Origin of the sequence: Mesorhizobium sp. WSM4313 (assembly GCF_002294725.1) — a bacterium.
In the GTDB taxonomy this organism is placed as follows: domain Bacteria; phylum Pseudomonadota; class Alphaproteobacteria; order Rhizobiales; family Rhizobiaceae; genus Mesorhizobium.
The window spans coordinates 737,346-761,079 of record NZ_NSFT01000001.1 but is presented as its reverse complement, the minus strand read 5'-3'; the positions used below and the strand labels follow the sequence as shown (position 1 = coordinate 761,079).

Here is a 23,734-nt window from a genome sequence, read left to right as displayed (position 1 = left end):
CGTACTTTTCGTACGTGAGCACCGGAAGCGCAGGAAGCCGCCATTTGCAGGCCGGCCTCACCTGAATATCAGCACACCTAGACGAGCCGCGACTGATCCACTGCAGCCGAGATAAAGCTGGCGAACAGCGGATGCGGGTCGAGCGGCCGGCTCTTCAGTTCGGGGTGATACTGCACGCCGATGAACCATGGGTGGTCAGGATATTCGACCGTCTCCGGCAGCACGCCGTCGGGCGACATGCCGGCAAACACCAGGCCGCAATCCTCGAGCCGCTGCTTGTAGTCGACGTTGACTTCGTAGCGATGCCGGTGGCGCTCGGAAATCTGCGTGTCGCCGTAGATATCCGCTATCTTCGAGCCCTTGGCGAGCTCGGCCTGATAGGCGCCAAGCCGCATCGTGCCGCCGAGATCGCCTGCGGCCTTGCGCTTCTCAAGCATATTGCCCTTCAGCCACTCGGTCATAAGGCCGACGACGGGCTCGTCGGTGGGGCCGAACTCGGTCGACGACGCATGGTCGACACCCGCCAGCGAGCGGGCCGCCTCGATGCAGGCCATCTGCATGCCGAAGCAGATGCCGAAGTAAGGCACCTTGCGCTCGCGGGCGAACTTTGCCGCCAGGATCTTGCCTTCCGAACCGCGCTCGCCGAAGCCGCCGGGAACGAGGATGCCATGCACCTTCTCCAGCCACGGCGCCGGGTCTTCCTTCTCGAAGATCTCGCTTTCGATCCAGTCGAGCTTGACCTTGACGCGATTGGCGAGGCCGCCATGCGACAGCGCCTCAATCAGCGATTTATAGGCATCCTTGAGGCCGGTGTATTTGCCGACGATGGCGATCGTCACCTCGCCTTCCGGATTGTGGATGTGGTTGGAAAGCTTCTGCCACGGCTCCATGCGGGGCTTCGGCGCCGGGTCGATACCGAAGGCCGCCAGCACTTCCGAATCGAGGCCCTCCTGGTGATAGGCCAAAGGCACGTCATAGATATGCGGCACGTCCAGCGCCTGGATGACGGCGCTTTCGCGCACGTTGCAGAACAGCGAAAGTTTCCGGCGCTCCTCCTTCGGGATCGGCCGGTCGGCGCGCACCAAAAGGATGTCGGGCGCGATGCCGATGCCGCGCAGTTCCTTGACCGAATGCTGCGTCGGCTTGGTCTTCAGTTCGCCGGCCGTCGGGATGTAGGGCATCAGGGTCAGATGCACATAGACGGCGTTGTTGCGCGGCAGGTCGTTGCCGAGCTGTCGGATCGCTTCCAGGAACGGCATCGCCTCGATGTCGCCGACCGTGCCGCCGATTTCGCACAGCACAAAATCGTAGTCGTCATTGCCGTCCAGTACAAAATGCTTGATCTCGTCGGTGACGTGCGGGATCACCTGCACGGTCGCGCCGAGATAGTCGCCGCGCCGCTCGCGCTCGATGATGTTCTTGTAGATGCGGCCGGTAGTGATGTTGTCCTGCTGGTTCGCCGAGCGCCCGGTGAATCGCTCGTAATGGCCGAGATCGAGGTCGGTCTCGGCGCCGTCATCGGTCACGAACACTTCGCCGTGCTGATACGGCGACATCGTCCCGGGATCGACATTGAGATAAGGATCGAGCTTTTTGATCCGCGCGCGATAGCCTCGCGCTTGCAGAAGAGCCCCAAGAGCTGCTGCGGCGATGCCTTTTCCGAGTGAGGAAACCACGCCGCCTGTGATGAATACATATCGCGCCATGGGAGTCATCGCTTAACGCGGCCTGATTGATTCCGCCAGAGAAAAAACCGCCGCGAAGGCTTTTTCCCAAAATGGCACCTAGGCCCGCACGGGCTTGGATTCAGTCAAAACAAAAGGGCCGGCGATGCCGGCCCTTTCGGCAGTTTGACGGAAAGCCTTAGATAATAACAACCTTCGTGCCGATCTTGACGCGGCTGTAGAGGTCCATGACGTGCTCGTTGATCATGCGGAAGCAGCCATTGGAGGCGCTGGTTCCGATCGACTGCGGCGCGATTGTGCCGTGGATTCGCAGATGCGTGTCCTTCTTGCCGTCATAGAGATAGATGGCACGCGCGCCGAGCGGGTTCTCGCCGCCGCCGGGCATGCCGTCCTTGTACTGGCCGTAATGCTTCGGCTCGCGCTTCTGCATGTCGAGCGTCGGTATCCAGCGCGGCCATTCCTGCTTGTCGCCGACGGCTACCGTGCCCTTGAACTGCAGGCCTTCGCGGCCGACCGCGATGGCATAGCGGCGTGCCGTGGAAAACGACTCGACGAGGTAGAGGCGGCGCGCGCTGGTGTCGATGACGATGGTGCCCGGCTCATAACCGGTGAACGTGACGTCCTGCGGCACGAATTCCGGCTTCACCTTGAACGGCCGCTTGGCAGCCTTCTTGGCCAGCGCCGAATCAAGCGCACGGGTCTCGGGCAGGTAGCTGATCGAAGTCGCCTGGGCGCCGCCGAAGAGGCCGGCAAACAGCCCGCCGCTGCTCGTCTGCTTCTGGCCGGGCTGCTCACTGCGCAACTCGCCATTGTTGCCGGTAGCGGTGATGTTCATGACCTCAGCCGGGATAGGCTCCTCGGCCTTGACCGGCATGATCTGCGCGACCGGGTCCAGCGGCGCGATGATCTTGGTGGTCTTCTTGGCCGGCTTGGCGTCGGCGACCTCAGCCGGCGCGGCAGTGCCCTTCTTGGCGAGCCATTCCTGGCGCGCCGCGTCAGCCTTGGCCTTGGCGGCCTCGCGCATCGCCATCTTGCGAGCCTCGAGCGCCTTATCGTTTGCCGCCTGTTTGTCGGCAGCGATCTTGGCCTCAAGCTTGCCGATCTGCGCGAGATCGTCCGAGGTCGGATTTTTCTTCTTCTTGAGAAGCCTCAGCTGCGATGCGTCGCTCTTGGCGGCGGCAACGGGAATGGCGTCGGTTTTCTCTACCGACGGGGAGGAGACCTTAGTTGCCGGTCCGGCAAGGGCCGCGGAACCCATGCCGAGGACGGCACAGACTCCCAAAATGATGAAGCTGCGAAGCTGCATGGCGAAGATCCGATCGTTCAATGCGTGTTGCCCACGGCGTCGCCCGGCGTCCCCCAAGGACGCCAAAAGTGCCGCGCGCAATCTATAATCGATTAGCTGTCATCGCCTCAAGCTGAGGCAGGCGCCACGCCCGGTTGAATCTTCGTGATCGGGCGCGCATTTGCCGCGACTGTGTTCAAAGAACAACAGATCGCGGCAGTGCTTGTCCGGCTACTGGTTCGGAACCTGAGGGGTGACCGGCAAGGTGACGCCGTTGGTCGCCGGCGCGGTGCTCGGATTCGCGGGCGCCGGAGCAGGCGTTGTGGCCGGAGCCGGCGCTGTGGCGCCGTTGGCAAGCGGCGTGGTGCTCGTCGCACCGCCAGCCGGAGCCGCGGGAGCAGAGCCGCCGGCCGGGGCTGCGGGCTGCGAGCTGCCCACCGGTCCGTTCGATCCCGGCAGCTGGTTGAGCACGCCGTTGCCCTGGCTGGACGTTGCCGGGCGGTCGAGGATGTCGATCGGCTTTTCGCCGTAGCGGGCAAGGATCGACAGCGCCAGCGACGTCACGAAGAAGGCTGCCGCCAAGATCGCGGTGGCGCGCGTCAACGCGTTGGCGGCGCCACGAGCGGTCATGAAACCGGAACCGCCGCCGATGCCCAGGCCGCCGCCTTCGGAGCGCTGCAGCAGCACCACGCCGACGAGGGCGAGCACGACCATGAGGTGGACGACGATCAGTACGGTTTCCATAATTTATCCTGGCGAGGCCTTGCGCGAGCGCGCATACGACCGATGATTTGGAGGCGGCTCCTTACAATGCTTTGGCGGCATTTCCAAGCCCGTGGCCGGGAATATGGGAACCAATGCGGCCATTACAACGATTTAGCCCACGCGAGCCCGGGAGACGGCTAGGGTGTGTTGAGATTCAGGTCAGGCCGAGCCGAGAACGGTGGTTTCCGAGAACCGGAGCGGAGCGTACTAAAGTACGTGAGCACCGGAAGCGCAGGAAACCATCGTTCGCAGGCCGGCATCACCTGAATATCAACGCAGGCTAAGCCATGTTCATATAAGCTTCCGCTATGGCCAGGAAGTCGGCTGCCTTCAGGCTGGCGCCGCCGACCAGCGCGCCGTCGACATTGTCGACGCCGAGCAGTTCCACCGCGTTGGAAGGCTTGACCGAGCCGCCGTAAAGAATGCGCGTCCTGGCCGCGGCATCGCCGAGCAGCGCGGTCAGCTTGCCCCGGATATGCGCATGCGCCTCGGCGACATCGGCGGCGGTCGGCGTCAGGCCGGTGCCGATCGCCCAGACCGGCTCGTAGGCGATGATGGTGTTGGCGGCGGTGGCGCTCGCCGGCACGGAACCGTCAAGCTGGCGCGACAGGACATCAAGCGTGGCGCCCGCCTCCCGCTCGGCGCGCGTCTCGCCGATGCAGATGATGGCCACCAGCCCTGCCCGCCAGGCCGCCGACGCCTTGGCATGGACTATTGCATCGTCGTCGCCGAACAGCTCGCGGCGCTCGGAATGACCGACGATGACGTGGCTTGCGCCGGCATCCTTGAGCATCTCGGCCGAAATCTCGCCCGTGAAGGCGCCGCTCTCCTTGGGATGGCAATCCTCTCCACCGGCACGCACCGGCGTGCGCGACAGGATCTCGGCGGCGCGCTGCAGCAAGGTCGCCGGCACGCACACGACCGCTTCGGTCTCCGCGTCGAGCCCGCTCATGAACCCGTTGCCTATCGACCGCAGCTCGTTGAGCGAGGCGCTGGTGCCGTTCATTTTCCAGTTGCCGGCGACAAGCGGGCGGATTCCAGGGGTCATGGGGCGCGTTCTCCGAGCGACATTAAGCAGCGCCCTCACTACCAAAATCAGGTCACAAAGCAATCGACAGTGGACCGGAAGGGCGCTATTGCGCTTGTTTCAGACTCGGCGCACGCGAAAATGCGCAAAAATCGGAAGTATGCATGCTTGGTATATTGAGAAGCGCGGCAGGCACCTGGGTCGCGAAGGCGTTGCTGTCCTTGCTGGTGGTGAGTTTCCTCGCCTGGGGCGCGACCACGCGCATGGTGGGTGGCGTGCTGGGCGGCCATCACGCGGTGATCACGGCCGGCGGCACGGAGGTCTCGATCAACGAGTACCGCCTCGCTTACGACCGCCAGCTCAGCCTTCTGTCGCAGCAATATGGCCAGCGCGTCACCCACGAACAGGCCAAGCTGCTCGGTGTCGACAATCAGGTGCTGGCGCAGCTCGTTTCGGGCGCCGTGCTCGACGAACAGGCGCGCAAGCTGGGGCTCGGCCTCTCCAAGGATCGGTTGGCCGAACTGACGCGCGAGGATCCGGCCTTCAAGGGCCCCGGCGGCCAATTCGATCGCCGCACCTTCGAGTATCTGCTGCGCCAGCTCGGCATGCGGCCCGAGGACTATCTCAGGAATCGCTCGCAGGTGGCCGTGCGCCAGCAGATCGTCGAGGCGATCTCCGACGGCCTCAAGGTGCCGCAGACCTTCCTGAAGGCGGTCTCTCTCTATCGCGGCGAGGATCGCACGATCGACTATGTCGTGCTGCCCAAGACGCTGGTGCAGCCGATCGAGGCGCCGTCCGACAGCGCCCTCAAAACCTATTTCGACGCCAACAAGAAGAACTATGCCGCGCCGGAATACCGCAAGTTCTCCTATGTCCGGCTGGAGCCGCAGGACATCATGGATCCGTCCGCGGTGACAGACCAGCAGATCAGCGAGGACTACAACAAGAACATCGCGCGCTACACGACGCCCGAGATGCGCACCATCGAGCAGCTGGTGTTCAAGACGCCGGATGCGGCCAAGGCCGCGTTGGATTCGCTGAAGGCTGGCGCTACCTTCGACAAGCTCGTCACCGCCGAAGGCAAGACGCAGGCCGACACGCTGCTCGGCACGCTGGCCAAGGACAAGATCGCCGACAAGGCGGTGGCCGATGCCGCCTTCTCGCTCAATGCCAACGAGGTGAGCCAGGTCGTCCAGGGCGCCTTCGGTCCCGTGCTCTTGCGCGTCACCGAGATCAAGCCGCAGGTGGTCAAGCCGCTTTCGGAAGTGTCCGGCCAGATCCGCAAGGACCTGGCGCTTGGCGAGGCAAGCCGCATCCTGCTCGATGTGCATGACAGCTACGAGGACACCCGCGCCTCGGGCGCCTCGCTGGCCCAGGCCGCCGAGAAGTTGAAGCTCAAGGTCGTCACCATCGACGCCATCGACCGTACCGGCCAGCGGCCGGACGGCACGATCGTCAACGACCTGCCGGAATCGGTCGAGCTGATCAAGTCGGTGTTCGCGGCGGAGCCCAATACCGAGAACGAAGGCCTGACGACTGCCGGCAACGGTTTCGTCTTCTACGAAGTGCAGTCGGTCACGCCGGCGCGCGACCGCACGCTGGATGAGGTCCGCAAGAAGGTCGTCGCCGACTGGACGGAGGCCGAGACCAACAAGCGGCTCGACGCCAAGGCTCAGGAGCTGGAGAAGCGCCTCAAGGCAGGCACCGCGCTCGACGTCATCGCCGGCGAGCTCAAGCTTGACAAGCAGACCAAGCGCGGCCTGAAGCGCGAAGCCGACGATGCCGATTTCGGCAAGGAAGGCGCCGCGGCCATGTTCGGCGTCGGCGAAGGCGGTACCGGTTTGATCCCCTCGCCCACCGGCGACGGCCAGATCCTGTTCAAGGTCGCCGAGGTCTTCGAGCCGGCAGGCGCCGATGGCAGCGCGGTGCCGGACGACGCGCAGAAATCCTTCGGCGCCGGCATGTCCGACGATCTGCTCGACCAGCTGGTGGCGCAGTTGCAGTCGCAATATGACGTTCGCATCGATCCGAACGCGGTTTCGCAAGCACAGACACGATGAGCGCTCTCAAGACACACATAGCCAAGGTCGCATCGGGCACCGCGCTTTCCTTCGAGGAGGCGCGCGAGGCGTTCGACATCATCATGTCGGGCGACGCGACGCCCGGCCAGATCGGCGGCTTCCTGATGGCGCTGCGCGTGCGCGGCGAGACGGTGGGCGAGATTTCCGGCGCGGTCGCCACGATGCGCGCCAAGATGCTGCGCGTCGAGGCGCCGCAAGGCGCCATCGACATCGTCGGCACCGGCGGCGACAATTCGCATTCGGTCAACATCTCGACCGCTTCGGCCTTCGTCATTGCCGCGGCCGGCGTGCCGGTCGCCAAGCATGGCAATCGCGGCCTGTCCTCGCTGACCGGCTCCGCCGATGTGCTGACGGCGCTGGGCGTTAGAATAGACATCCCGCCGGAGACGATCGGACGCTGCATCCATGAGGCCGGCGTCGGCTTCATGTTCGCGCCGGCGCATCATCCGGCGATGAAGCATGTCGGGCCGACCCGCGTCGAGCTCGGCACGCGCACCATCTTCAACCTGCTCGGACCGCTGTCGAACCCTGCCGGCGTCAGCCGCCAGATGGTCGGCGTCTTCCTGCCGGAGTGGATCATGCCCGTGGCCGAGACGCTCAAGGCGCTGGGCGCCGATCACGCCTGGGTCGTCCATGGCGACGGCTATGACGAGATCACCACCACCGGCGAAACCCAGGTGGCGGAGCTCGCCGGCGGCGAGATTCGCAGCTTTACCTTGACGCCGGAAGCCGTTGGCTTGAAGCGGCACACAAAGGAAGAGCTGCGCGGCGGCGACGCGGCCTACAACGCCAAGGAATTGCGCGATATGCTTGGCGGAGCCGCCGGCGCCTATCGCGATACGGTGCTGATGAATGCCGGCGCCGGGCTGGTTGTGGCCGGCAAGGTGACGACGCTGGCCGACGGCATCGCGGCGGCGGCGCAAGCGATCGACAGCGGCCGCGCGCTTGCGGTGCTCGACAAGCTCATCGAGATTTCGAACGGATAGATCCCTTGTCCGATATCCTGCGCAAGATCGAAGCCTACAAGCGTGAAGAGATCGCCGCGGCGAAGCTCGCCGTGTCGTTCGCCGACATCAAGACGAAGGCCAGGGACGCCGAGCCGCCGCGCGGCTTCCTTGCCGCGCTGGAAGCCAAGCGCCGAGACGGCGGCTTCGCTTTGATCGCCGAAATCAAGAAGGCCAGCCCTTCCAGGGGCCTGATCCGCGCCGATTTCGATCCGCCGTCATTGGCACAGGCCTACCAGCAAGGTGGCGCCGCCTGCCTTTCGGTGCTTACGGACGCCCCGTCTTTCCAGGGCGCTCCCGAATTCCTGACAGCCGCTCGGGCAGCGGTGCGCCTGCCGGCTCTGCGCAAGGATTTCCTGTTCGATCCCTACCAGGTCTACGAAGCACGCGCCTGGGGCGCCGACGCGATCCTGATCATCATGGCGAGCGTCGACGACGCGCTTGCCAGGGACCTTGAAGCGACCGCCTTCGAGCTCGGCATGGACGCTCTGGTCGAGGTGCACGACGAAAACGAAATGCAACGCGCGCTTCGCCTTTCGTCGCGGCTGATCGGCATCAACAACCGCGATCTCAGAACCTTTGAAACCAGCCTCGACGTCTCGGAGCGGCTGGCGGCCATGGTGCCGGCGGATCGGCTGCTGGTCAGTGAAAGCGGCATCTTCACGCATCAGGATTGCCGCCGGCTGGAGAAGAGCAAGATCGGCACCTTCCTGGTCGGCGAGAGCCTGATGCGGCAGGCCGACGTGGCCGCCGCCACGCAACTGCTGCTCACCGGCAAGGCGCGTGCCGAGGCCGTTTGAGGATGGCCTCCCTTACTCATCTTGGCGCTAAAGGCGAAGCCAATATGGTCGACGTCGGCGACAAGGCCGAGACGACGCGCACGGCAGTCGCTGAAGGGTTTGTCTCCATGCAGCCGGAAACGCTGGAGATGATCCTGGCCGGCGACGCCAAGAAAGGCGACGTATTGGGGACTGCCCGTATCGCCGGCATCATGGCCGCAAAGAAGACGCACGAACTGATCCCGCTCTGCCATCCGCTGCTTCTGACCAAAGTTGGCGTCGAGATCGAGCCGGACCATTCCTTGCCAGGTCTCAAGGTCACCGCGCTCGCCCGCGTCACCGGCAAGACGGGCGTGGAGATGGAGGCGCTGACCGCCGCTTCAGTCGCCTGCCTCACCATCTACGACATGGCCAAGGCAGCGGACCGCGGGATGGTGATTTCCGGCGTCCGGCTGGTCGAGAAGACCGGCGGCAAATCAGGCGACTACAAGGCGGGTTCATAATGGCCTTGCTTCCGGTCACCGAGGCGCTCGAACGCCTGCTGGACGGCGTGACGGATCTGCCGGGCGAGCGCGTTCCGCTGGCTGACGCGGCGGGTCGCGTGCTGGCCGAGCCGGTGGTCGCGCTGCGCACGCAGCCACCTTTCGATGCCTCCGCGATGGACGGCTATGCCGCGCGCTTCTCCGATGTCGCCTCGGCCCCGGCGCTACTCGAGGTCATCGGCGTGGCGCCTGCCGGGCGCGGTTTCTCCGGAACCGTCGGGGAAGGCCAGGCCGTGCGCATCTTCACCGGGGCGCCGTTGCCGGAGGGCGCCGACACGGTCGTCATCCAGGAAAACGTCCGCGATCTCGGCAATGGCAGGATCGAAGTGACGGAGCCGACCGCGGAAGGACGCAATGTGCGTCGCCGCGGGCTCGACTTCGGCCAGGGCGACGTGCTGCTCGAAAAGGGCCGCGTTCTCGATGCGGCGGCCCTTTCGCTGGCGGCCTCGGCCAACCACCCAGCCCTGAACGTCGTGCGCCGGCCGCTGGTCGCGATCATCGCCACCGGCGATGAATTGCTGCCCCCGGGCAGCGCGCTCGGCCCCGACCAGATCATTTCGTCCAATGCCTACGGCGTTGGAGCCGCCGCCCAGTCGGTCGGCGCGCTCGCGCTCGATCTCGGCATCGCCGCCGACCGCCAGGAGGCGATTGCCGCGCTGGTCCGGAAAGCGGTCGAGGCGGACGCCGATGTCATCGTCACGCTCGGCGGCGCCTCGGTCGGCGACCACGACCTCGTCCATAGCGTGCTGACCGGCGAAGGCATGCAGCTCGATTTCTGGAAGATTGCCATGCGCCCCGGCAAACCACTGATGTTTGGCCGGCTTGGCCATATCCGCTGCATCGGCCTGCCCGGCAATCCGGTGGCAAGCATTGTCTGCTCGCAACTCTTCCTGAAACCGCTGCTTGCCCGGCTCGGTGGCCGCGATCACCATCAGGATATGCGAACGGCCCGGCTTGGCACCGCGATGCGGGCCAACGACCTTAGGCAGGACTATGTGCGCGCCGTCGTGCGCGAGGACGCCGGCACCTTGGTCGCGACGCCTTTCGGAATCCAGGACTCCTCGATGCTGCGGATGCTCGCCGACGCCAACGGCCTGATCGTGCGCGAGCCCTTTGCGCCGGCGGCGGAAGCCGGCGCTGAATGCAGCGTGCTCATGCTGCGCTAGGCGTCGACGAAGTCGATCCTGATACGTCGACGAAGTCGATCGTAGCCCTTATTCGTCCACCAGCGTACGGGTCAGGGGATGATCCGGGTCGGCGAGGCCATCGACAATGTTGAAATGATGTCGGTCCGGCTCGACCACTGAACGGGTGGAGGCGCCGAGCCCGGTCCAGATGTTGGCGAGCAACGCGCTCTGGCGCAGGAATTCCGCACGCTCGCCGCCGCCGGCCCAGCAGGTGATGCAGGCTCCCTGTCGAGGCCGCAACAATGCCGGGCTTTCGCTCCGCGCTTCCGGCTCGTCGATGTTCAGGGTCTCGTTCAGCGCTGTGAACATCAGCGGCCGAAGGTCGTGCAGGCCTGAAATCGAAACGACCTGGCGTATGCGCCGCGCCACATCGGATGATAGCGGTGAGACCGTGGTCACCATTCGGCTGGCGAGATGCCCGCCGGCCGAGTGCCCGGTCAGCATCAGCGGACCATCGACCATGGCCGCCGCCTTCTCGATCGCTGCCGCGGCCTCGCCGACTATGCCGCTGATCCTGGTCTGCGGGCACAGCGTGTAGGAGGGCATGGCGACGGCAAAGCCGCGGCCGAGCGCGCCTCCAGCCAGATGCGACCAGGAGCTCTTGTCCGACTCCATCCAATAGCCGCCGTGGATGAACACGACGAGCCCCCTTGGCGCCGCAGACGGGAGAAACAGGTCGAAGCGCTTGCGCGGCGCTTCGCCGTAGACAACATCGAGCCGCGCCCTGCCCTCTGACAGCAGCCTTTCGCGAAACGCCCGCGCCGGCCGATCCCACGCAGCCGGCCAGCGGTCGCCGCCCGCGATATTGGCGCCATTTGCATAGGCGTCATCCCAGTCGACAATACGATGTCCCAGCAACGGTGTCTCCGCGATCAGGTCATTTGTTCGGCATCGCCGATTCAAAGTCAGGTAACGGTTGTTTTGACGGCAAAGCGTGCGTCTTGCCAGATGCCAGTGCGCAGGATGTCCTCCAGCACCTCGACCGCATCCCAGACATCGCGGTAGCCGACATAGAGCGGCGTGAAGCCGAAACGAATGGTGGATGGCGCGCGGAAATCGCCGATCACGCCGCGCTCGATCAAGGCACGCATCACCTGGTAGCCATGCGGATGTGCGAACGACACCTGGCTGCCGCGCTCGGCGCCTGAGCGCGGGCTCTCCAGCTCAAGACCGAAGCCGCCGCATCTGGCTTCGACAAGCCGGATGAACAGGTCCGTCAATGCGGCGCTTTTTCTCCGCACGGCCCTGATGTCGACATCGTTCCACATATCCAGCGCCCCTTTCAGCGCGCGCATCGACAGCACCGGTTGCGTTCCGCACAGGAACCGCCGGATGCCCGTGCCCGCGGCGTAGCCCTGCTCGAACGCGAAAGGCCGGGCATGGCCCCACCAGCCGCTGAGCGGCTGGCGAATGTCGCGGTGATGGCGGCTCGCGGCGTAGATGAAGGCTGGCGAGCCCGGCCCGCCATTGAGATACTTGTAGGTGCAGCCAATGGCGAAATCGGCATTAGAGCCGTCGAGATCCACCGGCAGCGCACCCGCCGTGTGGCAGAGGTCCCACGCGATCAGCGCGCCGGCTTCATGAGCCTTGCGGGTGAGCGCCGCCATGTCGCGCAGCCGGCCGGATTTGTAGTTGACGTGGTTGACCAAGATGACCGCGACGCGATGGTCAACCAGTTCCTCAATCGTCGGGGCATCGGTGCCTTCGAGCCGCAGCACCGTGCCGAGCCGCCTCGATGCGACGCTTTCCGCCATGTAGAGGTCGGTCGGAAAGCTGTCGCCCTCGGCAACGATCACCGAACGCTCGGGCCGCATTGCAAGTGCCGCATGCAGGACCTTGTAGATGTTGATCGAAGTCGTGTCGCAAACGACCGTCTGGCCGGGTTTCGCGCCGATCAGCCGTCCTAGCTGGTCACCCAGCTCGATGGGCATATCGAACCAGCCGGCGGTGTTCCAGGCGCGGATGAGATCCCGCGCCCATTCCTGCCTCGCGGCAGTCTCGATCTCGCTGAAGGCGTCTACCGAAGCAGCGCCCAGCGAATTGCCGTCGAGGTATATGACGTCTTCCGGCAAGACGAAGCGATCGCGCATGGCGCGCAGCGGATCCGCGGCATCCATCGCCTCGACTTCGGCGAGATCAGGAATTCCCCTCATTGTGCTGCCGCCTCCATTTCGATCTGGCCAAGGGGGTTGTCTCACCACCGTCGGCGACAGGGCAAGAACCTTTGGTCCTATGTTAGCTGGTCCATAGACGGCGAAGACTGCGGATCGGAACTTCGCCAAGGTTGGCATTTTGGGTTCGTTTCGTTCACGGTGCCACGCGCTTACGGTAGAGCCGACGTGATCCCAACCACGGCTTCGTGATCGTGGCGGGTTGTATTTCAGCGTAAGGGGAACTCCAAAATCGAGCGAAATCAATGCCGCTGCCCCAGGAGGGGCAGCCGGCCGTCACCGGATGCGACATTGTTTCGGCAGCCTTAACAAATTCACTAAACTTTAAACGGTTGCGGAACACAACTGGAACAGATAGTGTTTGTTCTGGGTTTGTTTTTCTGATTCTGGTTTCAGAACCCGTGGGGGCCGCCGATGCTGACGCGCAAACAACATGAACTCCTGATGTTCATCCATGAACGCCTGAAGGAGAGCGGGATTCCTCCATCATTCGATGAGATGAAGGAGGCGCTCGACCTTGCCTCCAAGTCCGGCATCCACCGGCTGATCACTGCGCTGGAGGAACGCGGCTTCATTCGCCGGCTGCCGAACCGGGCGCGCGCGCTGGAAGTGCTGCGCCTACCCGACTCGATCGCGCCTGGCCTGAATGCCGCGAAGAAGTTTTCGCCGAGCATCATCCAGGGCGGCCAAGGCAATCTCAGTCGCCAGGTCAAGCCGACGACGCCATCGCGCACCCCGACGCCAAGCAATGACGACGAGGCCGCGGCGGCCGTATCCATTCCGGTGATGGGCCGCATCGCCGCCGGCGTGCCGATTGACGCTATCCAGCACCAGACGCATTCGATCTCGGTGCCGCCGGACATGATCATGGGCGGCGAGCATTACGCGTTGGAGGTCAAGGGCGACTCGATGATCGAGGCCGGCATCTTCGACGGCGACACCGTCATCATCCGCAATGCCAACACCGCAAGCCCGGGCGAGATCGTGGTGGCGCTGGTCGACGATGAGGAGGCGACGCTTAAGCGTTTCCGCCGCAAGGGTGCCTCGATCGCGCTCGAGGCCGCCAACCCGGCCTATGAGACCCGGATCTTCGGACCGGATCGGGTCAAGGTTCAGGGCAAGCTCGTCGGACTTATCCGCCGCTACTGAGCAGAACTGCCCGGCCTTCTTCGCCCGGACGACAATCTATTGGGCCGGTGCGGCGGCTGGTTTTTCCGGCTGCTTATAGGGCGCCAGTCCCCTCGCCTCGCGCGTGTATTTCCGCTGCTCGTGCCAGGGTCGGTATGGTTCTACGACCGCGTAGCGGACGGTTGGCCGCGCGGTTGCCGATTGCGGATCGAAGAAAACGGCGGCGCTGCCGTCGCGCGCCAGCTGCCGCTTGGTGACGACGAGCACACGCGGATCGCGGCACGGGTTATAGGCCGTGGCGTCGTTGATGACGATGAGGTCGGCGAAGCCGCAGGCCGGCCGGGCGGTGTCGCGGGTCTCGGCGAGCGCGACGATCGCGCCGGAAGGATGCCGGCCGATGCAGAGATCGCCGCTGCAATAGAAGGGCGAGCCGGGCGGCAGGTCGACGGGATCGGCAATGTCCAGCGTATCTTTGGCGAACCTTTCCGGCGGCACGATCTCCTCGGCTTTCAGCGCCCGTTTCCAGTTGTCGGTGGTGAACTCGTTGGAGCGTTCGCGATTGACGGCAAGCTCGCCGCCGCCGATCGGCATCGCCACCAGATGCGCATCCTCCGAGATAAGCACGTCCGGTGTGCGGACGTGCGGAATGGCCAGCAGCGCAGCGAGAGCGAAAGGTACGGCGGCAAGCCTCAGCCAAGTGGTAGCCATGGTCGCGATGACCAGCGCGACCGTCGCCAGCAGCACCGACTGGATCGAGATCAGCCCCACGGCGTCGACCGGTGAGCGCTCGGAAATCCATGCCGAAATGGCGATCATCGCCGTCAGGCCTTTGCCCATGACAAAGAGGAAGGGACCGTCTAAGCCGAAGGGCATGGCCAGCGCGCTCAGCACGGCGAACGGCATGACGACCAATGAGACGATCGGCATGACCGCCAGATTGGCCAGCAGGCTGAGCGGCGACACCCGCTGGAAGTGCCAGATGGCAAACAACAATGTTGCGCTGCCCGCGATGAGCGACGTCACGGCGGCGCCACCCGCTCCAATCGCCAGTTTTCGCGATAGGAACCCGAGAAACGAAGGCTTTGCCGGCGGCGCGGTCGTTTTGCCGGCGCGATAGTCGGCAAAGCCGGCATAGGCGCCGACCAGGGCGGCGGTGGCGGCGAAGGACATCTGGAAGCTCGGGCCGACCACTTCATGCGGCGAGACCAGGATGACGGCGATGCCAGAGATCGCCAGGTTGCGCATGGTCAGCGCCGCGCGGTCGAAAAGCACGGCGACCAGCATCACGCCAAGCATGATGAAGCTTCGCTCGGCCGCCACCACGATGCCGGAGATCACGAGATAGGCGGCGATCGACGCCAGCGCGATGCCAGCGGCATATTTCTTCACCGGCCGGCGCGACGAGAAGTCCGGAAACAGCGCGAAGGCGCCGCGCAAAAGCACCATGATCGTGCCGGCGACCAGCGCCATATGCACGCCGGAGATCGAAATGATGTGGTAGATGCCGGTCCGTCGCATCGACTCGTTGATGGCTTCCGGAATGCCAGCACGAACGCCGACGATCAGCGCCGCCGCGATCTCGCCCTCGGAACCGCCGATGCTGCTCCTGATGTGGTCGGCAATCCCCTCGCGAGCCTTTTCTATGGCCGATGCCACGCGCGCGCCAAACGGCACCTCCGTTGGCGCACTCGGGGTCGGCGCGACAAGTTTCGGATCGCCCAGGAAAAAGCCGCTGGCGCCTATGCCGGCAAAATAGCTGTCGAAGGAAAAGTCGTAGCTGTCCGGCCGAACAGGACCTGTCGGCGGCAGCAGCTTGGCATAGCCGGTCAGCATCGACCCGGCCGACATGTCGGACGGAATCCTGCGCGCCGACAGCCTGATGCGGTCCGGCGCGTAGCGCAGCTTCGGACGCTCCGTGGATATCAGATCTATGGTGAGCCGGACACGGCCGTTGGCCATCGCCTCGGCGGTGACGAGGCGGCCCGTCAGCCGTGTCTGGATTTCGGAACCCAGCATCGGGGTCGCCATCCGCCAGGTCTCCACCTTGGCCGCAAGAAAGCCCAAGGCGCAGAAAAACGCCGCCATGAAGACAAGGTGCGTTCTGTGCCGGGAACGCGAGACCGCCGCGCAGACCGCCATCAGGGCGACCGCCGCAAGCGGCCTGTAGAGGTCCGGCTCGGCGCTAAGCGAGAAGTAACAGATCACGCCGGCTGCCAGGAACACCGGCACCAGCAGAAAGCCGACGCCGCGGTCGAGCTCGGTGGTGGCCGCCGTGCCAATGCTTCGCCGCAGAGCAGGAAGCGAAGCGCGGCCAAGCTGTCTGCGGATCCGGCCGTCGTTGGCTGTCGGCGATGCTGGTGGTAACGTGCCGCCGCCAGTCGGCAGAAGCCCGGCTGGCGGACGCGGCGCCGGAAGCGAAAGCGGCGTTCCCTCTTCGGGCACGGCATGAGGAAACATCAGGCGTTCGCTGACGCCTGCTGTCGTTCCCCCACCCTCCTCCGCGTCCCGGCCACGTCCAGCCATCGGGTCTGCCCCTTGCGCCCCAGACCGCCTATGCTACATGAACGCCGGTCGCGTGGAAGTCTGCGCGAAACATGCATTTTTCAGCGCTTCCTCGAGAGTTCCATGTCCGACAAGGCCGTCACCCGTTTTGCCCCCTCGCCTACAGGCTACCTGCATATCGGCGGAGCGCGCACGGCGCTGTTCAACTGGCTCTATGCTAAGCACACCGGCGGCACGATGCTGCTGCGCATCGAGGATACCGATCGCGAGCGCTCCACCGAAGCCGCCACGGCTGCCATTCTCGACGGGCTGACCTGGCTTGGCCTCTCCTGGGATGGCGAAGCCGTCTCGCAGTTCGAGCGCGTGCCGCGTCATCGCGAGGTGGCGGAGCAGCTCGTGCGCATGGGCAAGGCCTATTACAGCTACGAGACGCCGGCGGAGCTGGAGGCGATGCGCGAGGCCGCACGTGCCAAAGGCCTGCCGCCGCGTTACAACGGCCATTGGCGCGACCGCGGCCCCTCCGAGGCGCCGGCAGGCGTCAAGGGCGCAATCCGCATCAAGGCGCCGACCGAGGGCCTGACGATCGTCAACGACCGCGTGCAGGGCGAGGTGCGCTTCCCCAACAAGGATCTCGACGACTTCATCATCCTGCGCTCCGATGGCGTCCCGACCTACATGCATGCCGTCGTCGTCGACGATCACGACATGGGCGTCACCCACATCATCCGCGGCGACGATCACCTGACCAATGCCGCGCGCCAGACGGTGATCTACAACGCCATGGGCTGGGATGTGCCGTCGATGTCGCACATCCCGCTGATCCACGGCGCCGACGGCGCCAAGCTGTCGAAGCGGCACGGCGCGCTCGGCGTCGAGGCATATCGCGCCATGGGCTACCTGCCCGAGGCTCTGCTCAACTATCTGGCCAGGCTCGGCTGGAGCCATGGCGACGACGAGGTGATGTCGATTAAGGACATGATCGCCTGGTTCGACATCAGCGACGTCAACAAGGGCGCGGCCCGCTTCGACTTCGCCAAACTCGAGGCGCTGAACGGCGTCCATATGCGCAAGATGGACGACCGGGCGCTGTTCGACATCCTCGTCGCCACCTTGCCTTATCTCGAAGGCGGCCCGGCGCTCGCGGCAAAGCTCGATGACAGGCGAAAGGCGCAACTGCTTGCCGCCATGCCCGGCCTCAAGGAGCGGGCGAAAACTCTTGTGGAACTGGTCGACGGCGCGGCGTTCCTGTTCGTCGAGCGACCGTTGCCGTTGGACGAGAAGGCGGCGGGCTTGCTCAACGCGGATGCGCGCGCGATTCTGCGCGGCGCGCATGGTGCATTGTCTTCTGTTCAGGGCGACTGGAACGCCGCCTCGGCCGAGGCTTCGATCCGCGACTTCGCGCAGGCCGGCGGGCACAAGCTGGGCGCCGTGGCGCAGCCCCTGAGAGCCGCGCTGACCGGCCGCAGCACCTCGCCAGGCGTGTTCGACGTGCTTGCCGTGCTGGGCCGCGAGGAAAGCCTTGCGCGCATTGGAGATCAAATCGATTAGGAGCGAACTGGCCCAAGAAGATTGGCATTGAAAGGTGTGTTTCGCAGTGCAACATTGGGCTTGGCCCAATCTGGCACGCACCTCCTAAAATGCGGTGGCGAGTTCGCGCATTCCGGTGACTTCGACGTGTCGTTTGCAGGAATTGCCTTGCCGGCATGAGGAACAAAAGGAGTTGAGAATGAGCGAAGCTGCGACAAAACCGGAACCGGGCAGCAAAAAGCGCGAGTCGGCCGCCAGGCTCGAGCTCGCCGGCAAGACGCACGAATTAAAGGTGCGAAGCGGGACGGTCGGGCCGGACGTCATCGACATCGGTTCGCTCTACAGCACCACCGGCGCCTTTACTTACGATCCCGGTTTCACCTCAACCGCAAGCTGCGAATCGGGGATCACCTTCATCGACGGCGATGCCGGCATCCTGCTGCATCGCGGTTTCCCGATCGATCAGCTGGCCGAGCATGGCGACTTCCTCGAGGTCTGCTATTTGCTGCTCTACGGCGAGTTGCCGACCAAGGCGCAAAAGGACGACTTCGATTATCGCGTGACGCGCCACACGATGGTGCATGAGCAGATGTCACGCTTCTTCACCGGCTTCCGCCGCGACGCGCATCCGATGGCGGTGATGTGCGGCGTGGTCGGCGCGCTGTCGGCCTTCTATCACGACTCGACCGACATCTCGGACCCGTATCAGCGCATGGTCGCCTCGATGCGCCTCATCGCCAAGATGCCGACGATCGCGGCGATGGCCTATAAGTACCATATCGGCCAACCCTTCATTTACCCGAAGAACGATCTCGGCTTCGCGGCCAACTTCCTGCACATGTGCTTTGCCGTGCCGTGCGAGGAATACAAGATCAATCCGGTGCTGGCGCGCGCCATGGACCGCATCTTCATCCTGCACGCCGACCACGAGCAGAACGCTTCGACCTCGACCGTGCGCCTGGCCGGCTCGTCGGGCGCCAATCCCTTCGCCTGCATCGCCGCCGGCATCGCCTGCCTGTGGGGTCCGGCGCATGGCGGCGCCAACGAAGCGGCCCTCAACATGCTGGGCGAGATCGGCCATGTCGATCACATCCCCGAGTTCATCGCCCGCGCCAAGGACAAGAACGACCCGTTCCGGCTGATGGGCTTCGGGCACCGCGTCTACAAGAACTATGATCCGCGCGCCAAGATCATGCAGAAGACCGCGCATGAGGTGCTGGGCGAGCTCGGCATCAAGGACGATCCTCTGCTCGACATCGCGATGGAGCTGGAAAAGATCGCGCTGACCGACGAGTATTTCATCGAAAAGAAGCTCTACCCGAACGTCGACTTCTATTCCGGCATCACGCTGAAGGCGCTGGGCTTCCCCACCACCATGTTCACCGTGCTGTTCGCGGTCGCCCGCACCGTCGGCTGGATCGCGCAGTGGAAGGAAATGATCGAGGATCCGCACCAGAAGATCGGCCGGCCGCGCCAGCTCTACACCGGCGCTACGGAACGCGATTACGTGCCGATTGCCAAAAGGTAATTGAGCGAATAGCGAAATAGCGAGTAGCGAATAGGGGAAACGGGCGAAGCCGACACAGCCCTATTCGCTATTCGCTACTCCCTATTCGCTCTCCTTATGCACCCCATCACCACCTCGGCGGCGATCTCGCCCGAGGGTCGCTCGGTCGCCATGCGCCGGGCAATCTCGGCAAAGCCCGCCTTTTGCCAGGCGCGCATGCCGGTGTCGGCAAACAGGGCTTCCAGCTGCCGCGCCAGGTTCTCCGGCCGGACATACTGATCGTAGAATTCCGGCACCAGCGCGCGGTCGGATATCAAATTGGGCAGCAGCGCCGACCACGTCGTCACCAAATGCTGCAGAAGCTGGCGCGCGATCGGGTCGAGCTTGTAGCAGGAAACCATCGGAACGCCCGCGAGCGCCAGTTCCAGCGAAACCGTCCCAGAGGCGATCAACGCTGCATCGGCCTTGCCGAAGGCCTGCCATTTGCGCTCCGGCTCGGTGATGATTTCCGGCTTGTCGTCCCAACTCGCGATCGAGGCCTTCACCAGCTCGGCGACATGCGGCACCGTCGGCAACAGCAAGCGCAGGCGGTGGCCGCGCTGGCGCAGCGCCGACATCGCCTTGCCGAAGGGTTCGATCAGCCGCCGCACCTCGCCGCGGCGCGAGCCGGGCAGCACCAGCACCGTCTTGACGCGGTCGTCGGCGAGATCGCGCGGCTGGCTCTGCGCCTTGGCGGCGCCAAGCACGCCCGGATCCTGCGTCAACCGGTGGCCGACATAAGTGCCCGGCGGTCCGCCAAGACGAGCGAGCGCCTTCACCTCGAACGGAAGGATACAGAGGATGTGATCGACATAGGGCTTCATCGCCACCGCCCTGCCCGGCCGCCAGGCCCATACGCTCGGGCAGACATAATGGACGATCGGAATGGCCGGTGCCGTTGCGCGGACCTTCTTTGCGACACGAAGCGAAAAGTCCGGACTGTCGATGGTGATCAGGCAGTCGGGCCGCTCGGCTGCGATCATCGCCGCCGTCTGGCTGATGCGGCGCATCAGCCGCGGCAGGTCGCGCAGCACCGCGCTGAAGCCCATCAGCGCGATCTCGCCGCCGTCGAAGAGCGGGATCAGCCCCAGTTGCTGCAGGTGGCGGCCGCCAATGCCGACGAGTTGCACCTTGCGGCCGGTCGTGCGTTCGAGCGCCCGCACGATGTCGGCGCCAAGCAGATCGCCGGATTCCTCGCCGGCGACGATCGCGAGCTTGAGCGGCTTGTCAGCGACCATTAGCCGGCTCCTTATTGGCCGCCTCCATGGCGGGTAGGCCGACGATGAACAGGCCGAGAGCATTGGCGCGCGCCAGCGTTTCCGGACCTTCGAGAATTAGGGAGTGGCCGGCTTCCAGCGCAATGCCGGCCAGCCCCGCGGCATGTGCGGCGTCGATCGTATGCGGGCCGATGGAGGGCAAGTCGGCGCGCAGCTCCTGCCCAGGCTTGGCGCATTTGACCAGCACGCCGCGCGCCTTGCCGGCCAGCCTGCCGTGGCCGCGCAATTCCCGCGTTCTGTCGAGCAGGCCGGCAGTGCCCTCAATGCCTTCCAGCGCGATGGCTCGACCTCCGATCGCAATCGCCGCCTGGCCGATATCGAGCGCGCCAATGGCTTTGGCGGCGGCGCGCCCGGCTTTGATGTCGCGCCAGTCCGATTGATTTGGATGAGCCGCCGTCAACGTGCCTTCGCCGGCCGTCAGTTCAGGAACGACCTCATGCGCGCCGACCACCGCAATGCCCCGATCTTCAAGGCTTCGGGTCAACACCTTCAGCAAGCCGTCGTCGCCGCGTCTCAGCGCTCTGATCACGGAAGGTATTATGGCCAGCAAACCAAGTGTCGGTCGAATCTTGCTCAAACGCGGCCTGCGCTTGATTTCGCCGGCAAGAACGAGATGCGTGATCCCATTGCGCTTCAACAAGGGAAGCAGCAAGCCGATATCTTCCAGTGCCAGCGTCTGCCGCTCGTAGGCGGAAAAGTCCGCCTCGCGGTCGACCTCACCCTCAGCGATGATCACGAAGGGCACAAAACCTTGCTTGAGCAGACCATCGGCAACCTCGACGGGCAGGCTGCCCCCACCGGCGATGATGCCGACCCTGGAGCCCGGCGCGAGTACGAGCCCTGCCTTGGCCGGCTCAGCCCTCGTCATCGCCGCTGTCGTCGTCGCCGTCGCCCTTGAGCGATGGGACGGCAAAGTGCCGTTTGCCGCGACTTGTGATGAAATCGATGATCTTCATGGCCGTTGGCGACCCGGCGAACTCGGCCTTGGCGAGTTCCACATTCTCACCGACGGTGCGGGAACGATCGAAGATCGTCCTATAAGCCTTGCGCAGCAGGTAGATTTCGGAACGCGGCAGGCCGGAGCGCTTGAGACCTATGATGTTCAGGCCACGCAGCTTGGCGCGGTTGCCGGCGGCGATGGCATAAGGAATGACGTCGCCAACGACCGCCGCGCAGCCGCCGATGAAAACATTGTCGCCGAGGCGCACGAATTGATGAACGGCGGTCAGGCCGCCGATATAGACGTTGTCGCCGATCTCGCAATGTCCGCCCAGCGTCGCGCCATTGGCGAAGGTGGCATTCTTGCCGACGACGCAATCGTGGGCGATGTGGGCGTAGGCTAGGAAGTTGCCGTTGTCGCCGACAGTCGTCTCGCCACGGCTGGTGTCGGTGCCGACATGCATTGTGACGCCTTCACGAATGGTGCAGTTCGCTCCGATGACCAGAGTGGTGCGACCGCCCTTGTGCTTGGTGTTTTGCGGCGGCGCGCCTAGCGTCGCCATTGGATAGACCTTTGTCCCGGCCCCGATGGACGTGGCGCCCATCACCGACACATGGCTGACCAGTTCGACGCGGTCGCCGAGGATCGAATCGGCGCTGACATGGCAGAAGGGTCCGATGCGGACGCCTTCGCCGAGCTTGGCTCCTTCTTCGACGACCGAGGAAGGATGAATGGATGCCGCGACTTTCATGAGCATTTCGAACCGTCAGCCGGTAACCATCATGGCCGAAACCTCGGCTTCGGCGGCTTTCGCGCCGTCAACCATCGCCTCGCAGGCGAATTTCAGCAGGTTGCCGCGTTTCTTGATCTTCTTGACGTGGATCCTGAGCTGATCGCCTGGAACGACCGGCTTGCGGAATTTCGCGTTGTCGATGGTCATGAAATAAACCAGCGACGGCTTCTCGGTGTTGAGGCTGCGAATGCAGATCGCGCCCGCGGTCTGGGCCATGGCCTCGATGATGAGCACGCCGGGCATGACCGGCTGCTGGGGAAAATGGCCCTGGAAATGCGGCTCGTTGATGGTCACGTTCTTGATGCCGACAGCGGACTCGTCGCCGTCTATGTCGACGATGCGATCGATCAGCAGGAACGGATAGCGGTGCGGCAGGAGCTTCATAAGCCCCATGATGTCGACCGCGTCGAGTGAAGTTGCCACCGTATCAGCCATTTCCGTCGCCTTGCTTGCGCGTCCTGGCCATCCTGCGCAGCATCGCTATCTCGCGCATGGCTTCCGCCATGGGTTGCGCCGGGTAACCTCCCCAGACCTCGCCTGCCGGCACGTTGTTCATGAATCCACTTCTCGCAGCAAGCTTGGCTCCTGGCCCGATGGTCAGATGATCGGCGAGGCCGACACCGCCGCCCATGGTGACATTGTCGCCGACGACGACGGAACCGGAAATACCCGAAAGCCCAGCTATAATGCAATTGCGGCCGATGCGAACATTGTGGGCGATCTGCACCAGATTGTCGATCTTGGTGCCCTGGCCGATGACGGTGTCGGACATCGCGCCGCGGTCGACAGTCGAATTGGAGCCGATCTCGACATCGTCCTGAATGATGACGCGGCCGATCTGCGGCACGCGTTCAGGCCCTTTGGCGCCGCCAACGAAGCCGAAACCATCCTGGCCGATCCTGGCGCCGCCATGGATGATGACGCGGTTGCCGATAAGCGCATATTGAATGCTGACGCCGGGGCCGATGAAGCCGTCGCGGCCGATCTGGCAGGAACGGCCGACAACGACGTGGGGCGCAACGACCGTGCCGCTGCCGACGGATACGCCGGGACCGATCACGGCGCCCGCCTCTACGATCGCCCCGTCCTCGATGTGCGCGGATGGATCGATAAACGCGTGGGGCGATATGCCGGTTTCTCCGGTCAATGGCCCCGGAGTGGCAGCCTGCGGAAACAATAGGCGCCCGACCATCGCGAAAGCTTGCTGCGGGCGCGGATGCATCAGCACCGCGATGCCCGGCGGCGCCTTGCTGGCGAAATCGGCGGGGCATAGCACCGCGGCCGCCCTGAGCGACGGCATCAACGCGAAATTGCGCTTGCCGTCGACAAAGACGAGCGCGCCGTTGCCACCCTCGTTGGCGGGAGCCAGCGCCTCGATGGCAATTTCGGCCTGATCGGAATCGAACAGGCTGGCGCCGGTCAGATTCGCGACCTCGCCAGCCGTGTACCGGCGTGAAGGCGCGAAGAACACCGGATCGGTCATTCCAGAAGTAAT

At 64.5% G+C, this 23,734-nt stretch carries 20 protein-coding genes; 8 read left to right on the top strand and 12 right to left on the bottom strand.

The window, feature by feature from the left end; translation table 11 throughout:
• Positions 1 to 77: 77 nt before the first annotated feature.
• From CK219_RS03810 to tpiA, 4 genes are all read right to left on the bottom strand, one after another.
• Positions 78 to 1,715 (bottom strand): CTP synthase, encoded by a 1,638-nt coding sequence (locus CK219_RS03810; RefSeq protein ID WP_095765380.1) that lies wholly within the window; start codon positions 1,713 to 1,715, stop codon positions 78 to 80.
• A gap of 148 nt (positions 1,716 to 1,863) precedes the next feature.
• The gene (locus tag CK219_RS03805; RefSeq protein ID WP_095765620.1) at positions 1,864 to 2,991 is read right to left on the bottom strand and encodes a L,D-transpeptidase; all 1,128 of its coding nucleotides are present in this window, start codon (positions 2,989 to 2,991) and stop codon (positions 1,864 to 1,866) included.
• Between the two features lie 210 nt (positions 2,992 to 3,201).
• Positions 3,202 to 3,714 carry a preprotein translocase subunit SecG gene (secG, locus tag CK219_RS03800; protein WP_095765379.1) on the bottom strand — a complete coding sequence of 171 codons (513 nt, stop codon included), beginning with the start codon at positions 3,712 to 3,714 and terminating at the stop codon, positions 3,202 to 3,204.
• A gap of 301 nt (positions 3,715 to 4,015) precedes the next feature.
• Positions 4,016 to 4,783 (bottom strand): triose-phosphate isomerase, encoded by a 768-nt coding sequence (gene tpiA / locus CK219_RS03795; protein WP_095765378.1) that lies wholly within the window; start codon positions 4,781 to 4,783, stop codon positions 4,016 to 4,018.
• A gap of 143 nt (positions 4,784 to 4,926) precedes the next feature.
• Here tpiA and CK219_RS03790 point away from each other — a divergent pair, with 143 nt between their 5' ends.
• The 5 genes from CK219_RS03790 to glp are packed head-to-tail and all read left to right on the top strand — an operon-like array spanning position 4,927 to position 10,334.
• Positions 4,927 to 6,822 (top strand): peptidylprolyl isomerase, encoded by a 1,896-nt coding sequence (locus CK219_RS03790; RefSeq protein WP_095765377.1) that lies wholly within the window; start codon positions 4,927 to 4,929, stop codon positions 6,820 to 6,822.
• A complete protein-coding gene (gene trpD / locus CK219_RS03785; protein WP_095765376.1) occupies positions 6,819 to 7,829 on the top strand; it encodes an anthranilate phosphoribosyltransferase in 1,011 nt (336 codons plus the stop codon). Before CK219_RS03790 ends, trpD begins: the two co-directional genes overlap by 4 nt.
• A 5-nt stretch (positions 7,830 to 7,834) precedes the next feature.
• Positions 7,835 to 8,647, top strand: coding sequence for an indole-3-glycerol phosphate synthase TrpC (gene trpC / locus CK219_RS03780; protein WP_095765375.1), 813 nt, complete (start codon positions 7,835 to 7,837; stop codon positions 8,645 to 8,647).
• 2 nt (positions 8,648 to 8,649) lie between these two features.
• Positions 8,650 to 9,129, top strand: a complete 480-nt coding sequence (gene moaC, locus CK219_RS03775) for a cyclic pyranopterin monophosphate synthase MoaC (protein WP_095765374.1) — start codon at positions 8,650 to 8,652, stop codon at positions 9,127 to 9,129.
• Entirely contained in the window at positions 9,129 to 10,334 is a 1,206-nt protein-coding gene (gene glp, locus CK219_RS03770) for a gephyrin-like molybdotransferase Glp (RefSeq protein WP_095765373.1), read from the top strand. Before moaC ends, glp begins: the two co-directional genes overlap by 1 nt.
• A gap of 48 nt (positions 10,335 to 10,382) precedes the next feature.
• Here glp and CK219_RS03765 read toward each other — a convergent pair whose 3' ends face one another.
• Together CK219_RS03765 and kynU are read right to left on the bottom strand one after the other, a co-directional pair.
• The gene (locus CK219_RS03765; RefSeq protein ID WP_095765372.1) at positions 10,383 to 11,213 is read right to left on the bottom strand and encodes an alpha/beta hydrolase; all 831 of its coding nucleotides are present in this window, start codon (positions 11,211 to 11,213) and stop codon (positions 10,383 to 10,385) included.
• A gap of 47 nt (positions 11,214 to 11,260) precedes the next feature.
• Entirely contained in the window at positions 11,261 to 12,508 is a 1,248-nt protein-coding gene (gene kynU, locus CK219_RS03760; protein ID WP_095765371.1) for a kynureninase, read from the bottom strand.
• A 432-nt stretch (positions 12,509 to 12,940) separates the two neighbouring features.
• Here kynU and lexA point away from each other — a divergent pair, with 432 nt between their 5' ends.
• Positions 12,941 to 13,675: a transcriptional repressor LexA gene (gene lexA, locus CK219_RS03755; protein ID WP_095765370.1), complete on the top strand. Its 735-nt coding sequence runs from the start codon at positions 12,941 to 12,943 to the stop codon at positions 13,673 to 13,675.
• Positions 13,676 to 13,711: 36 nt separating this feature from the next.
• On the opposite strand, the gene CK219_RS03750 is transcribed toward lexA, so the two are convergent.
• The gene (locus CK219_RS03750; RefSeq protein WP_095765369.1) at positions 13,712 to 16,177 is read right to left on the bottom strand and encodes a ComEC/Rec2 family competence protein; all 2,466 of its coding nucleotides are present in this window, start codon (positions 16,175 to 16,177) and stop codon (positions 13,712 to 13,714) included.
• Positions 16,178 to 16,279: 102 nt separating this feature from the next.
• On the opposite strand from CK219_RS03750, the gene gltX reads away from it, so the two are divergent.
• Together gltX and gltA are read left to right on the top strand one after the other, a co-directional pair.
• Positions 16,280 to 17,704 (top strand): glutamate--tRNA ligase, encoded by a 1,425-nt coding sequence (gltX, locus tag CK219_RS03745; RefSeq protein WP_095765368.1) that lies wholly within the window; start codon positions 16,280 to 16,282, stop codon positions 17,702 to 17,704.
• 178 nt (positions 17,705 to 17,882) lie between these two features.
• Positions 17,883 to 19,211 carry a citrate synthase gene (gene gltA / locus CK219_RS03740; RefSeq protein ID WP_095765367.1) on the top strand — a complete coding sequence of 443 codons (1,329 nt, stop codon included), beginning with the start codon at positions 17,883 to 17,885 and terminating at the stop codon, positions 19,209 to 19,211.
• 74 nt (positions 19,212 to 19,285) lie between these two features.
• Here gltA and lpxB read toward each other — a convergent pair whose 3' ends face one another.
• The 5 genes from lpxB to lpxD are packed head-to-tail and all read right to left on the bottom strand — an operon-like array spanning position 19,286 to position 23,722.
• On the bottom strand, positions 19,286 to 20,467 hold the full coding sequence (gene lpxB, locus CK219_RS03735; protein WP_095765366.1) for a lipid-A-disaccharide synthase: 1,182 nt from the start codon (positions 20,465 to 20,467) through the stop codon (positions 19,286 to 19,288).
• A complete protein-coding gene (gene lpxI, locus CK219_RS03730; protein ID WP_095765365.1) occupies positions 20,457 to 21,374 on the bottom strand; it encodes a UDP-2,3-diacylglucosamine diphosphatase LpxI in 918 nt (305 codons plus the stop codon). The genes lpxB and lpxI overlap by 11 nt, the downstream gene beginning before the upstream one ends.
• Positions 21,361 to 22,197: an acyl-ACP--UDP-N-acetylglucosamine O-acyltransferase gene (gene lpxA, locus CK219_RS03725; RefSeq protein WP_095765619.1), complete on the bottom strand. Its 837-nt coding sequence runs from the start codon at positions 22,195 to 22,197 to the stop codon at positions 21,361 to 21,363. The genes lpxI and lpxA overlap by 14 nt, the downstream gene beginning before the upstream one ends.
• 15 nt (positions 22,198 to 22,212) lie before the next feature.
• Complete coding sequence (gene fabZ, locus CK219_RS03720; RefSeq protein WP_095765364.1) at positions 22,213 to 22,674, bottom strand: 3-hydroxyacyl-ACP dehydratase FabZ; 462 nt, start codon at positions 22,672 to 22,674, stop codon at positions 22,213 to 22,215.
• The gene (gene lpxD, locus CK219_RS03715) at positions 22,667 to 23,722 is read right to left on the bottom strand and encodes a UDP-3-O-(3-hydroxymyristoyl)glucosamine N-acyltransferase (RefSeq protein ID WP_095765363.1); all 1,056 of its coding nucleotides are present in this window, start codon (positions 23,720 to 23,722) and stop codon (positions 22,667 to 22,669) included. The genes fabZ and lpxD overlap by 8 nt, the downstream gene beginning before the upstream one ends.
• Positions 23,723 to 23,734 lie beyond the last annotated feature (12 nt).